The organism is Paenirhizobium naphthalenivorans (assembly GCF_007992095.1).
In the GTDB taxonomy this organism is placed as follows: domain Bacteria; phylum Pseudomonadota; class Alphaproteobacteria; order Rhizobiales; family Rhizobiaceae; genus Allorhizobium; species Allorhizobium naphthalenivorans.
The window spans coordinates 76,066-89,081 of sequence record NZ_BJZP01000013.1 but is presented as its reverse complement, the minus strand read 5'-3'; the positions used below and the strand labels follow the sequence as shown (position 1 = coordinate 89,081).

Below are 13,016 nucleotides of genomic sequence, written 5' to 3'. Positions count from 1 at the left end.
ACGTGTCGGAGATTTTTTTCTTTCTCATGAATAGACAGAAATATCAATGTTTTGATGAAAGGTGTCCGGTCGCATTTCGTTTCGTCGCGCTGTTTTTTCTTCCCCATAATCCGGGAAGGCGCGGCATCACTCCGGCACGTCGAAGGCCTCGCCGGGGCGCAGCGGTCTGAAGCGGCCCGGGTCGATTCGCGCGGCGGAAAGGGCCTCGGCGAGGTCCGCCACCGGGGCCTCGATCGCCTCGTCGGTGAGCTGGAAGGTGCCAAAGTGATGGCCGACGGCATGGGAGGCCTTGCAAAGGCCAAAGCCCGCGACGGCCTCGGCCGGATTCTGGTGCTGGCCTTTCATGAACCAGCGTGGTTCGTAGGCGCCGATCGGCAGGCCGGCGAGGCGGAAGGAGCCGTGCTTTTCAGCAGCGGCGCGATAGTTCACGCCGTCGTGGAAGCCGGTGTCGCCGATGTGGTAGATCTTGCCTGCCGGCGTCGTGATGACGAAGGCAGCCCAGAGCGCCATACGGCGGTCGCGCAGGCCGCGCGCCGACCAGTGATGGCAGGGTTCGGCGTCGATGGTGACGTCGTCCCAGTAGTCGAGCCGGTCACCCCAGTCGACGGCGGAGATTTTTGCATCGGGCAGTGCCCGGTGGATGATCGTGTCATTGCCGAGCGGGGTGATGATGTGGGGGGCGTGCTCGGCTTCGAGGCGGGCGAGGGTTGCGAGGTCCAGATGGTCGTAGTGGTTGTGGGTGACAAGGACGATGTCGATTGGCGGCAGGTCGTCGAAGGCTATGCCCGGCTCGATCACCCGCTTCGGCCCGGCGAAGGAAAAGGGGCTCACCCGTTTCGACCAGACCGGGTCGGTGAGGATATTGAGGCCGGCGACCTGGATCAGCAGCGTCGCATGGCCGACCATGGTGACGCGCAGGTCCTCACCACCGATGCGGTCTTTCGGGCTTGCCGGGCCGGTGGCATGGTTCACACGCTTGGGCCAGCGGGCGCGCTGGCCGTTGGTGCGCCATTTGATCAGGTCGCGCACGCCGCCAGGCTCGACGCCTTCCGGGTTGAAGAAGCGCTTGCCGTCGAAATGGTCGGAGACCGGGCCGGTGTAATAGGGATTGGCGGGTTTTGCGGACATCGGGGCCAGTAGCTGTTACGGGTGTTCTAGATCTGGGGCCTCGAACACGGATTGGGAAGACCGCAGGCGCGCGATCCGGCGAATTTCCCGGTCTGCCTTGACTTTTCCGGGTCTTTCCTGTTTATCGCCCTTAAATCTGCGACGAGACACGACTCCGAGCCGCCGACCGGGACCCGTAAAGGTATAAAGAGATCCCGGAGGTCAACACCCGACAGCGCGATGCGCCCTCGGGTGCATTTTGGCTTTGCGTCTTGTTTTCAGCGCGGGAAAGACCGACGTTTCGGAGATCCGAAACGATAAGGAAGAGCCGATGTTTGAAAACCTCCAGGACCGCCTTGGTTCCATCCTGAATGGACTGACCGGCCGTGGCGCATTGTCGGAAGCCGATGTTTCCGCCGCGCTGCGCGAGGTGCGTCGCGCGCTGCTGGAAGCCGACGTCGCGCTTGAGGTCGTGCGTGGTTTCACCGACCGGGTTCGGGAAAAGGCTGTCGGCGCCGCCGTTCTGAAATCGATCAAGCCCGGCCAGATGGTCGTCAAGATCGTCCATGACGAACTCGTCGACATGCTGGGCACCGAGGGCGTCGGCGTCGACCTCAATGCCGCGGCCCCGGTCGTCATCATGATGGTCGGCCTGCAGGGCTCGGGCAAGACGACCACCACCGGCAAGATCGCCAAACGGCTGACCGATCGCGAGAAGAAGAAGGTCCTGATGGCCTCGCTCGACACGCGTCGTCCGGCCGCCCAGGAACAGCTGCGACAGCTCGGCGTCCAGACCGGCATCGACGTTCTGCCGATCATCGCCGGCCAGTCGCCGACCGACATCGCCTCGCGCGCCGTGCAGGCTGCCAAGCTCGGCGGCCATGACGTCGTCATTCTCGACACCGCCGGCCGTACCCATATCGACGAGCCGTTGATGGTCGAAATGGCCGAGATCAAGGCCAAGTCGAAGCCGCACGAGATTCTGCTCGTTGCCGACAGCCTGACCGGTCAGGACGCCGTCAACCTGGCGCGCAATTTCGACGAGCGCGTCGGCATCACCGGTCTGGTCCTGACCCGTATGGACGGCGACGGCCGCGGCGGTGCTGCTCTTTCGATGCGCGCCGTCACCGGCAAGCCGATCAAGCTGATCGGTGTCGGCGAGAAGATGACGGAACTCGAGGAGTTCCATCCGCGGCGCATCGCCGACCGCATCCTCGGCATGGGCGACATCGTCAGCCTGGTCGAGAAGGCGGCGGAGAATATCGACAGCGAGAAGGCGGCCGCCATGGCCGCCAAGATGGCCAAGGGCAAGTTCGACCTCGACGATCTCGCCGAACAGCTCAAGCAGATGCAGAAAATGGGCGGCATGGGTAGCATAATGGGCCTGATGCCCGGCATGTCCGGCATGAAGGATAAGATGGCCGCCGCCGGCCTGAACGACAAGCTGTTCGGTCGCCAGCTCGCCATCATCTCGTCGATGACCAAGGCCGAGCGCACCAATCCCGACATCCTCAAGCATTCCCGCAAAAAGCGTATCGCCGCCGGTTCCGGCACGGACGCCGCCGAGATCAACAAGCTTCTCAAGATGCACCGTCAGATGGCCGATATGATGAAAATGATGGGTGGCAAGAAGGGCGGCATGATGAAGCAGATGATGGGCGGCCTCGCCGGCAAGATGGGTCTTGGCGGCATGGGTGGCATGCCGGATCTGTCGGGCATGGACCCGAAGCAGCTCGAAGCGCTGGCCAAGCAGGCTGAAGCCGCAGGTATCAAGCCGCCGGCGGGCCTCGGTGGCATGGGTGGCCTGCCCGGTATGGGCGGCGGTCTGCCTGGTCTTGGTGGCCCGAAACTCCCCGGTCTCGGCGGTCTGCCGGGCCTGCCGAAGAAGAAGTGAGGGAGCTGCTATGGCCGACCAGTCCGTCAAGGAACAGCTTTCCGGCTATCGCCAGTCGATCGACAATATCGACGCGGCGCTGGTCCACATGCTGGCCGAACGCTTCCGCTGCACCAAGGCGGTCGGGGTTCTCAAGGCCAAATACGAACTGCCGCCGGCTGACCCGACGCGCGAGGAATACCAGATCGAACGTCTGCGGCGGCTTGCCAATGACGCGCATCTGGACCCGGATTTCGCCGAGAAGTTCCTGAACTTCATCATCAAGGAAGTCATCCGGCATCATGAAGCCATTGCCGCCGAACGCGGCGGCGCAAACGAAAAGACCGCCTGACGGCGATCCCGACCAACCCGGACCGCCCAAGGGCGGCCCGACCAGACCCCGGACCGCTGGAAGGCGGCCCTAACAAAAACCAAGGAGTAAACCCATGTCCCTCAAGATTCGTCTCGCCCGCGGTGGTTCCAAGAAGCGCCCCTACTACCAGATCGTCGTCGCCGACGCCCGTTCGCCGCGCGACGGCCGCTTCCTGGAAAAGGTCGGTTCGTGGAACCCGATGCTTGGCAAGGACGACGAAAAGCGCGTCGAGCTGAATGCCGAGCGCATCAACGAATGGCTCGCCAAGGGCGCACAGCCGACCGACCGCGTCCTGAAGTTCCTGGCTGAAGCCGGCATCGCCCAGCGCGACGTTCGCAGCAACCCGGAAAAGGGAAAGCCGGGCAAGAAGGCCCTTGAGCGCATCAAGGAAAAGGAAATGAAGGCCGCTGAACTGGCCGCTGCCGCTGCCGAAGCTGCCGCGGAATAAGCCGACCGGCTTTTTCGTACGGATCGACGGGCGGTGGGTCTCCTGCCGCCCGTTTTCCGTTTTCATTCTCCCCGCTTCGCCGTAAAAGAGGCGAGGACCAGATTGCCCGACCGGAACAGACCGAAACGATGACGAAACTCGAAAATCCCATCCTGATGGCCGTGATCGGCGCGGCGCAGGGGCTGCGCGGCGAAGTGCGGGTCAAGACCTTCACTGCCGATCCGCTGTCGCTTGGCGAATATGGCAATCTGCGCAGCATGGACGGGCGGGTGTTCGAGATCCTCGACCTCCGCGAGGCGAAGAATGTCGTCGTCGTCCGGTTTCGCGGCATCAACGACCGCAACGCGGCCGAGGCTCTCAACGGGCTGGAGCTTTTTGTCGAGCGTGACGCGCTGCCTGACGAGGATCTCGACGAGGACGAGTTCTATTATGCCGACCTGGAAGGTCTGGCGGTGGAAGACGCCGAGGGCAATTCCTATGGCGCAGTGACCGGTGTCTATGATTTCGGCGCGGGCGACCTGCTGGAACTGAAGGGTCCGGGAAAGCGACCGGTGCTGATTCCCTTCTCCGAAGCCTCCGTGCTGGAGATCGATCTCGAAGCCGGCAAGATGCTGATCGATCCGATCGCCGCAGGGCTTGTGGACCTGGACGAGGATAAACCCTATGGCGCGGGTAAGGGCCAGCCGAACAAGGGCGAGTGACGGCCCCATGACTTTCAAGGCCTCAGTGCTGACGCTTTATCCGGACATGTTTCCCGGCCATCTCGGTCAGGCGCTGGCCGGCCGTGCGCTTGAACGTGGCGACTGGTCGCTCGACGCCGTGCAGATCCGCGACTTTGCGCTCGACAAACATAGAAGCGTCGACGATACGCCGTCAGGCGGCGGCGCTGGCATGGTGCTGAAGCCCGACGTTCTGGCCCGTGCGATCGATTCGATCGCCGATGATGGCCGGCCGCGGCTGTTGATGAGTCCGCGTGGCCGGCCGCTGACCCAGAAAAGAGTACGCGAACTTGCCGAAGGCGAGGGGGTTGTCATCGTCTGCGGCCGGTTCGAGGGGATCGACCAGCGGGTGATCGAGGCGCGCCACCTCGAGGAAGTCTCCATCGGCGACTATATTCTTTCCGGCGGCGAGCCTGCGGCGTTGATACTGCTCGACGCGGTGGTGCGCATCCTGCCGGGGGTGATGGGCAACCAGTTGTCCGGCGTGCACGAGAGTTTCGAGGGCGGGCTCCTGGAGCATCCGCACTATACCCGTCCGCAGGTGTTCGAGGGCCGGGAGATCCCGGCCGTCCTGACGTCGGGCAATCACGCGGTGATCGAAGCCTGGCGTCACGACGAGGCGCTGAAGCTGACTGCCGAGCGGCGGCCGGATCTTTTGCCGAAGGCGAAGGCCGGTAAGTGATGCCGGTTCAGCCGGTAACGAAATAATAGATGGCAAGGCCGACGCCGGCCGCGACCACGAGCCAGCGCAGGACAGACTGGGGCACCCTCTTGGCGAGGCTCACGCCGGCATACCCGCCGAGTGCCACGGCCGGCACCATGATGGCCGCATGCAGCCAGGAGACCGCGCCGGCGGTCGAGAAGACCACGATGGCGACGGCGGCGATCACGATCGACAGGAAATTTTTCAGCGCATTGAGGCGATGGTAGTCGCCGCCGCTCGCGAGCCCCAGCGAGGCGAGCATCATGATGCCCATGCCGGCACCGAAGAAGCCGCCGTAGAAGGAAGTGACGGCCTGCAGCGCAAGACCGAGCGGGGTTGCCGGGTGGCTTGCGCTGGCATGTTTCGGGCGAAGCTTCGGTCCGGCGGCGAAGACGGCGGTGGCGGCGAGCAGCAACCAGGGCACCATGGCGCGGAAGGCCGGGTTGGACAGCGAGATCAGGAACAGCGCGCCCCCCAGTGCGCCGATGGCCGAGACCAGTGCGAGGATCAAGGTGCTCTTCCAAAGGCCGGCAAATTCACGGCGGTAGGCCAGCGTCGAGGTGATGTAGCCGGGGAATTGGGTGATCGACGAGGTGGCGTTGGCGGCGATCGGTGGCAGACCGGCCAGCGTCATCGCGCCGAAGGTCAGGAACGTGCCGCCACCGGCAATCGCATTGATGACGCCGGAGAAGAAGCCGGCGATAAACAGCAGGGCGATGGTGGCGATCGACATGTTCGGCTTTTCTCCGTGGTGGAGAACGGTTATTCGTTCGACGCCCCGATCGCAATGGCAGCGATTGGAGAAAAATGCGTGGCAAGGGATGACAAACACCGGGCTTTGGTGTATTGGCCGCGTCGGAAATGGGCCAAGCCCGTCTGCCACAAACAAAGAGCATGCGTATCCGCTCCCGCCTGAAAAGGCAAAATCCGGAGGCTTTGACCGAAGGATATACGAGCGCTCTGGCTGTTTTAGAAGAAATAGAGGTTAGACATGAACATCATTCAGCAGCTGGATGCCGAACAGGCCGCCAAGATCGAAGCCAAGCGCAAGCTCCCCGACTTCTCGGCCGGCGACACGCTCCGCGTCAACGTCACCGTCAAGGAAGGCAACCGTACCCGCGTGCAGGCCTATGAGGGCGTTTGCATCGCCCGTTCCGGCGCCGGCATCAACGAGAGCTTTACGGTTCGCAAAATCTCCTACGGCGAAGGCGTCGAGCGCGTATTCCCGGTTTACTCGCCGATGGTCGAAAGCGTCGAGATCGTTCGTCGCGGTAAGGTCCGTCGCGCCAAGCTCTACTACCTGCGCGATCGTCGCGGCAAGTCGGCTCGTATCGTCGAGAACACCGGCACCCGCGCCCGCAAGCTGAACGACGCCGAGCGCGCCGCCGTTGCCCAGGAAAAGGCACGTCTGGAAGCTGAAAAGGTTGCAGCAGCACAGGCTCTCGCCGCCGAAAAGGCAGCAGCCGAAGCCGCTGAAGCAAAGGCCGCAGCAGAAGCTGCCGCCGCAGCCGCAGCCGAAGGCTCCGCAGAATAAGATCTCCCTTCAAGGGATTTGAGAAAGGCGGTCCTCGGGCCGCCTTTTTTGTTTCCCGGCGGCAGTCGCTGCGGCGATGCGACGGGTGCTGATCCCTTGCGCGATTTCGGGCCTACTGATAAATCTCACAGCGGACCGAGGGGAAACGATGCGACGTGGAATGACGATATGGCAGGCTGTGACGCGCACCTTGTGCGTGATCGCGCTCATCGCCGTCGGCCTTTCCCACCGCCCCCCCGCTTTCGGTCCGCCGAACCTGTCTCCCGCCGAGATCGCCGCGCTGACCCTGCCGGATGGCAGCTTGCCCGAGCTTTGCCTTGGGGGAGAGGGCGAGGACGGCAAGAATCATTCCGGTACCAGTCATTGTGACGCCTGTCTGATCTCGTCGTCCGTGTTGACGCCGACGCCTGTCGATGTGGCGGGCGTTCGTCTTGCGATTGTCGTGGCCGCACTTTTGCCGCCGCGCTTCGAGGCGTTTCACCGGCACGTCTTTCCTCCCAATGCGGCACCAAGGGCGCCTCCTCTTCCGGTTTTTGTCTGAGCCCGGTCACGTGTGCGGATGTCCGCCTGTGTCCGGAATCGTTGACCAGGGCCGGTGAGGCGCATCGAGCATGCGAAGCCGGCCTGAACGCCGGATATCGTCATGCTACAATTCTCTTTAAAGGCAGCGAACGTGCGCGCGCTGCCGTCACAGCTACTTGTTGAGCCTGCGCCAACGCATCATTCCCCGACCGTTCTGAGACTGTCTCCACGAAGCACTCTCTTCCTCGAGGGCTACGCGCGCGCGCCACAGTATCGTGTGGTCGAAGGTTGCGTCGCGCTTTCGCAGTCGCTGTCAGACGGGCGGCGCCAGATCATCGACATGATCGGGCCAGGTCGAATGGTGGGGATCGGCGTTGGAGAGCGCAACCGCTGTTCGGCCGAAACGCTGAGCTATGTGACGCTCGAAGCCATCGACAGCGTCGATCACGCGGAGCTGGAACGCGGCCTTGAGGAAATGGTGCTGCGGGCACAAGCCCATGCGACGCTTCTTGGACGAAAGACGGCGCCGGAAAGGGTGGCCTCCGCCATCCTCGACCTCGCCGATCAATTCCTTCGCCCATCGAGGGGCTGCAAGCGGAACACCATCTGTTTCAACCTTCACCCGACGCGCGGCGATCTGGCCGACTGGCTCGGACTGACGGTTGAGACCGTCAGTCGCTGCTTCACCCGGATCAAGAAGGCGGGTCTGATCGATTTCAACCATCCCGAAATCGTGACCCTGCTGCAGCCGGCGACGCTGGCCGAAATCGCCGCCGGCAGCCGGGCGATCGACAACACCAACCAGGCATGAGGAAGCCATGACGACCATGACTGGGAGCCCGGCAGGTCGGTGCTCCGTTCAACGGGTGTCAAGCCGGAAAAGGGACGGGTCGCCAATGGGCGGCCTCACAACAAAGAAGAGAGGAAACACCATGAAAAGACTGCTGATCTCTACGACCGTCGCGTTGATGGCCTTGGCCACACAGGCTCTCGCCGACATTACGGTCACCGACGTCAAGGGCCGCACCGTCACCCTCGCCAAGCCGGCCGAGCGCGTCGTGCTCGGCTTCTACTATGAGGATTTCCTCGCGGTTGTCGGACCTGATGCCCTCGACAAGGTCGTGGCCCTGTCGCTGTCGACCTGGAAGGACTGGCGACCGAACCAGTTTTCGGCCTACGAAAAGGCCCTGCCGAAGCTCGCCGCGATCCCCGATGTCGGCAATACCGAGGACGGGACCTTCTCGGTTGAGAAGGTGATCGCTGCCAGGCCCGATCTGGTGATCCTCGCGGCCTGGTCCTATGACGCGCTTGGCGAAGGGGTGCAGCAGATCGAGGCGGCCGGCATTCCGGTCGTCACGCTCGACTACAATGCCCAGACGGTGGCGAAGCACGTGCTGTCGACCGAAGTGCTTGGCAAAGTCATGGGGTCGTCGGAACGTGCCGAGAAGCTCGCCCGCAATTATGAGGCGGCCATCGCGGACATCGACGCGCGCATCAAGGCCGCCGGCCCGACGACCAGGAAGGTCTATGTCGAACTGGCACAGAAGGGCCCCGGCGAGGTCGGCAATTCCTATGGCGACAGCATGTGGGGTGCCCTGATCGACAAGCTTGGCGGGCACAATATCGCCAAGGGCCAGATCGGCAACTGGGGGCCACTCAGCCCCGAATACGTGCTGGCGCAGCAGCCGAACCTCGTCTTCCTGGCAGGTTCGGAATGGCTGAACAAGCCGCAATCGGTGCAGGTCGGCTTCGGCGCAGACGCCAAGCTGACGCGCGAGCGCATGGGCGCCTATCTGGGGCGTCCCGGCTGGGCGGATCTGGCGGCGGTGAAGGAGGGCGGCGTGCACGCCATCTATCACGGCGGTTCCCGCACACTGTCGGACTATGTTTACGCCCAGTACATCGCCAAGCAGCTCTACCCCGAGGCGTTCAAGGATGTCGACCCGGCGCAGAACATTCGCGACTATTATGAAGCCTGGCTGCCGATAAAGGCGGATGGCGTCTTCGTTCTGCCCTACCAGGTCAACGGGCAATGAGCCTGGCAAGTGCCGAAGTCGAGGAGATGCGCGGCGATTATCGCCGTGCCTCACTGCGCAAAACGGCGGGCCTGTGGCTCGCCGTTGCGATCCTTGTCGTGCTGATGTTGTTCGATCTGACCACCGGACCGTCCGGCATGCCGCTGTCCGACGTGTGGAACGGGCTGCTTGCTGGTCCCGCCGGCGAGGACCGGATGATCGCGACCATTCTCTGGCAATTGCGTATGCCGCAAACGGTGATGGGCGTCGTGGTCGGCGCCTGCCTCGGACTGGCCGGATTGCAGATGCAGACCATTCTCGACAACCCGTTGGCCAGTCCCTTCACCCTCGGCTTTTCCGCCGCCGCAGGCTTTGGCGCAGCCCTTGCGATCATGTTCGGCGGCGCGCTGGCGCTTCCCGGCTACCTCGTCGTGCCGATCGCCGCCTTCGCCATGACGCTCTTCGCCTGTGGCATCGTCTATGCGATCGCCCGGCTGCGCGGCGCCTCGCCCGAGATCCTGGTTCTCGGCGGCATTGCCGTCTCCTTCTTTTTCCAATCGCTGCAATCCCTCTTGCAGTTTCTGGCCTCGCCGGAGGTGTTGCAACAGATCGTCTTCTGGCTGTTCGGCAGCCTGCTCAAGGCGACCTGGACCAGTGTCGCGGTCAGCGGTGCCATCTTCCTTGGCTGCCTGCCGTTCGTTGCGCGCAATTGTTGGGCGCTGACGGTTCTCAAGCTCGGCGACGCCAATGCCCGCAGTCTTGGCCTGTCGGTGGAACGCATGCGCCGGCAGACCTTCCTGCTGGTGGCGCTTTTGACGGCCGCCGCCGTCTCCTTCGTCGGCACGATCGGCTTCGTCGGGTTGATCGCGCCCCATGTTTGCCGCATGGCGGCCGGTGAGGACCATCGCTTCGCCCTGCCGCTCTCGGCTGTCATCGGCGCCATCATCCTTGTCGGCGCCTCGGTGCTGGGCAAGTTCATCTCGCCGGCCGCTGTTGTCCCCGTCGGTATCGTCACGGCGATCGCCGGCATTCCGATGCTGTTTGCGGTCATCTTCGCCAGCGGACGCAAGGGAGGTGTCGCATGAGCGACGGACTCGTCCTCGACAAAGTCTCGATCCGCTTCGGGCGCCATGTGGTCATGCAAGGCGTTGACCTGCGTTTTGGCGCGGGCCAGGTCGTCGGTCTGGTCGGTCCGAACGGCGCCGGCAAGTCCACCCTGCTCGGTGCCGTGGCCGGGCTTGTCGCCCACCGCGGCCGGATTACCTTTAACGGGCAGGCTATAGACCCGCGCGCCGTCGGGTACATGCCGCAGCATGCGCAGGTGCGCGCGCAGCTCAGCGTGCTCGAGGTGGTGCTGCTCGGTCGGCACGAGCGTCTCGGCTGGCGGGTCGACCAGGAGGCGCTTGCCGCCGCCGGCCGGATCCTGGCCTCCTTCGGCATTGCCGATCTTGCCTCACGGGCCATCCATACACTGTCGGGCGGCCAGCAGCAGCTGGTGCTGCTGGCTCAGCGGCTGTTGCGTGAGCCCAGACTCCTGCTGCTCGATGAGGCAACGAGCGCGCTCGACCTCGCGCACCAGATGCAGGTTTTCGCCCTGCTCAGGGTCTATGTGGCGCGCACAGGCGCGCTGGTGATGATCGCCATCCATGACCTCAATCTGGCCGCCCGTCATGCCGACAGCGTGGCGCTGCTCACGCGTGGCGGACTTGCCGGTGCCGGCCGCTTCGACGACGTCGTGACGCCCGCAGCCCTGCGCACCGTTTACGGCGTCGAGGCCGAATTCCTAACCTGCAGCGCGGCGCGGCCGGTGATCCTGCCGATTGCGCCATTCCATCCCGTCGGAACACACGCCGACGATCCGTCATGACAGGTCCGGCAATCGGCGGTACGGTGCCCATCCTTGCCGGACCTGTCGAAGGTGTCCGAAGGCACAAGTGCCTTGCGTTCGGGGTCAAATCCGAAACGGGTTTTCATGCCACGGCGAAACAGCGACAAGCGACGCTCTTGCAAGGCGCAAACGAACTGTGACAGTCTCAACTGCCAATCAGGGAGACCCATATGTCGCTTCGCCGCACCATTCTTGCCGGGCTTGCCGTCCTCGCGCTTGCGCCGCTCTCCGCGTTTTCCGCCGACCTGCCGGATCTCGGTGGAAAGACCGTGGTGGTGGTGACGGAAAACGCCTATCCGCCGCTGCAATTCATCGATCCGAAGTCGGGTCAGGCGATCGGCTGGGAATATGACGCGATGAACGAGATCGCCAAGCGGCTGAACTTCAAGGTCGAATACCAGAACACCTCGTGGGACGCGATGATCCAGGCGGTCTCCGACAATCAGTACAACATCGGCATGACCGGCATCACCATCAAGGATGAGCGCAAGGAAAAGGTCGACTTCTCCGATCCCTACATGCGTTCCGAGCAGTTCATGCTGGTGCGCGGTGACGAGAGCCGCTTTTCCGACGCCAAGAGTTTCGCGGCGGTGGACGATGCGCTGATCGCCGCGCAGCCCGGGACCTCGCCGTTCTACACCGCCGTCTACGAGATCCTCGACGGCAAGGAAGACAACCCGCGCATCAAGCTGTTCGAGACCTTCGGTGCGACTGTGCAGGCCCTGAAAGCCGGTGACGTCGATCTGGTACTCACCGACAGCGTGGCGGCCAAGGGCTATGTTGATGCCTCGAACGGCGGCCTCAAGGTGGTTGGCGGTGCGCTCGGCTCGGAAGACTTCGGTTTCATCTTTCCCAAGGGGTCTGACCTCGTCCAGCCGGTCAACGCGGCGCTCGCCGCGCTCAAGGCCGATGGGACCATCGCGGCGCTCGATAAGAAGTGGTTCCTCGACTACAAGATGGGCGAATGAACCTGCCCTGCCTTGACGTTCGGGCGCCTCGCTAATGGGGTTCCAGACGCTTCCGTCCCGTGATGACAAGGGCGAGCGACCCTTTTGGCTCTATGGTCTGGTGGCAATCGGTATCGCGCTGGCCATCGTCATTGCGGTCAATGATGTTTACGCCCAGGTCTTCATGGTCGTCGGCAAGGGCGTGTTCGTCACCATATTCGTCACACTCGTCGCCTTCGCCTTGGCGATGGTGCTCGGGCTTTCCATTGCGCTCCTCGGCATGTCGAACAACGTCGTGCTGCGCCAGGCCGCGCGCTTCTACGTTGAGGTGATCCGCGGCATCCCGATCCTGGTGCTGCTGTTCTACATCGCCTTCGTCGGCGCTCCGGGACTGGTCGCGCTCTATAATCTTGTGGTTTCACCGCTGATCGCCGCCGACTGGCTGGAGCCGATGGTGGTGCGCGACCTATCGTTGATGTGGCGGGCGATCATTGCCCTGATGATCGCCTATTCGGCTTTCATCGCCGAGATTTTCCGCGCCGGATTCCAGGCTGTCGACAGGGGGCAGATCGAGGCGGCCATGTCGCTTGGGCTCAATCGCTACCAGCGCTTCCGGCTGATCGTCTTTCCCCAGGCGATCCGGACGATCTTTCCGCCGCTCTCCAACGATTTCATCTCGATGGTCAAGGATTCCTCGCTTGTTTCGGTGCTTGGGGTCGCCGATATCACGCAGATGGCCAAGGTCTATGCGGCTGGATCATTCCGCTTTTTCGAGACCTATTCGATCGTCAGCTATGTTTATCTGATTCTCACTATCGGCCTTTCGCTGGCTCTGCGGCGAGTGGAGAAACGGATGCGGGAACGGACAGCAGGCTGACGTGCAAGCG

At 63.3% G+C, this 13,016-nt stretch carries 15 protein-coding genes; 13 read left to right on the top strand and 2 right to left on the bottom strand.

The genetic code is table 11. The features are described 5' to 3' along the window. Window positions 1–126 precede the first annotated feature (126 nt). On the bottom strand, window positions 127–1,128 hold the full coding sequence (locus tag RNA01_RS14005; RefSeq protein WP_147180835.1) for an MBL fold metallo-hydrolase: 1,002 nt from the start codon (window positions 1,126–1,128) through the stop codon (window positions 127–129). A 310-nt stretch (window positions 1,129–1,438) separates the two neighbouring features. Between RNA01_RS14005 and ffh the strand changes: the two genes are divergently transcribed. The 5 genes from ffh to trmD all read left to right on the top strand — a co-directional run bounded on the left by ffh (window position 1,439) and on the right by trmD (window position 5,202). Continuing rightward, entirely contained in the window at window positions 1,439–3,001 is a 1,563-nt protein-coding gene (gene ffh / locus RNA01_RS13995) for a signal recognition particle protein (RefSeq protein ID WP_147180834.1), read from the top strand. Between the two features lie 10 nt (window positions 3,002–3,011). After that, complete coding sequence (locus RNA01_RS13990) at window positions 3,012–3,332, top strand: chorismate mutase (protein WP_147180833.1); 321 nt, start codon at window positions 3,012–3,014, stop codon at window positions 3,330–3,332. Between the two features lie 94 nt (window positions 3,333–3,426). Then, on the top strand, window positions 3,427–3,801 hold the full coding sequence (rpsP, locus tag RNA01_RS13985; protein ID WP_147180832.1) for a 30S ribosomal protein S16: 375 nt from the start codon (window positions 3,427–3,429) through the stop codon (window positions 3,799–3,801). 128 nt (window positions 3,802–3,929) lie between these two features. Further along, the gene (gene rimM, locus RNA01_RS13980) at window positions 3,930–4,502 is read left to right on the top strand and encodes a ribosome maturation factor RimM (RefSeq protein ID WP_147180831.1); all 573 of its coding nucleotides are present in this window, start codon (window positions 3,930–3,932) and stop codon (window positions 4,500–4,502) included. A 7-nt stretch (window positions 4,503–4,509) separates the two neighbouring features. Then, entirely contained in the window at window positions 4,510–5,202 is a 693-nt protein-coding gene (gene trmD, locus RNA01_RS13975; RefSeq protein ID WP_147180830.1) for a tRNA (guanosine(37)-N1)-methyltransferase TrmD, read from the top strand. Window positions 5,203–5,209: 7 nt separating this feature from the next. Here the strand turns inward: trmD and RNA01_RS13970 are convergent, their stop codons facing one another. Next, complete coding sequence (locus tag RNA01_RS13970) at window positions 5,210–5,956, bottom strand: sulfite exporter TauE/SafE family protein (RefSeq protein ID WP_147180829.1); 747 nt, start codon at window positions 5,954–5,956, stop codon at window positions 5,210–5,212. Between the two features lie 258 nt (window positions 5,957–6,214). Between RNA01_RS13970 and rplS the strand changes: the two genes are divergently transcribed. The 8 genes from rplS to RNA01_RS13930 all read left to right on the top strand — a co-directional run bounded on the left by rplS (window position 6,215) and on the right by RNA01_RS13930 (window position 13,006). Further along, on the top strand, window positions 6,215–6,757 hold the full coding sequence (gene rplS / locus RNA01_RS13965; protein WP_147180828.1) for a 50S ribosomal protein L19: 543 nt from the start codon (window positions 6,215–6,217) through the stop codon (window positions 6,755–6,757). A gap of 160 nt (window positions 6,758–6,917) precedes the next feature. Next, window positions 6,918–7,298, top strand: coding sequence for a hypothetical protein (locus RNA01_RS13960; protein WP_235916630.1), 381 nt, complete (start codon window positions 6,918–6,920; stop codon window positions 7,296–7,298). Between the two features lie 102 nt (window positions 7,299–7,400). After that, window positions 7,401–8,090, top strand: a complete 690-nt coding sequence (locus RNA01_RS13955; RefSeq protein ID WP_147180826.1) for a Crp/Fnr family transcriptional regulator — start codon at window positions 7,401–7,403, stop codon at window positions 8,088–8,090. 121 nt (window positions 8,091–8,211) lie between these two features. Further along, entirely contained in the window at window positions 8,212–9,315 is a 1,104-nt protein-coding gene (locus RNA01_RS13950) for an ABC transporter substrate-binding protein (RefSeq protein WP_147180825.1), read from the top strand. Continuing rightward, on the top strand, window positions 9,312–10,379 hold the full coding sequence (locus RNA01_RS13945) for a FecCD family ABC transporter permease (protein WP_147180824.1): 1,068 nt from the start codon (window positions 9,312–9,314) through the stop codon (window positions 10,377–10,379). Before RNA01_RS13950 ends, RNA01_RS13945 begins: the two co-directional genes overlap by 4 nt. Next, window positions 10,376–11,161 (top strand): ABC transporter ATP-binding protein, encoded by a 786-nt coding sequence (locus RNA01_RS13940; protein ID WP_147180823.1) that lies wholly within the window; start codon window positions 10,376–10,378, stop codon window positions 11,159–11,161. The genes RNA01_RS13945 and RNA01_RS13940 overlap by 4 nt, the downstream gene beginning before the upstream one ends. A gap of 191 nt (window positions 11,162–11,352) precedes the next feature. Beyond that, the gene (locus RNA01_RS13935) at window positions 11,353–12,150 is read left to right on the top strand and encodes a transporter substrate-binding domain-containing protein (RefSeq protein WP_147180822.1); all 798 of its coding nucleotides are present in this window, start codon (window positions 11,353–11,355) and stop codon (window positions 12,148–12,150) included. A 34-nt stretch (window positions 12,151–12,184) separates the two neighbouring features. After that, entirely contained in the window at window positions 12,185–13,006 is an 822-nt protein-coding gene (locus RNA01_RS13930; RefSeq protein ID WP_147180821.1) for an amino acid ABC transporter permease, read from the top strand. Window positions 13,007–13,016 lie beyond the last annotated feature (10 nt).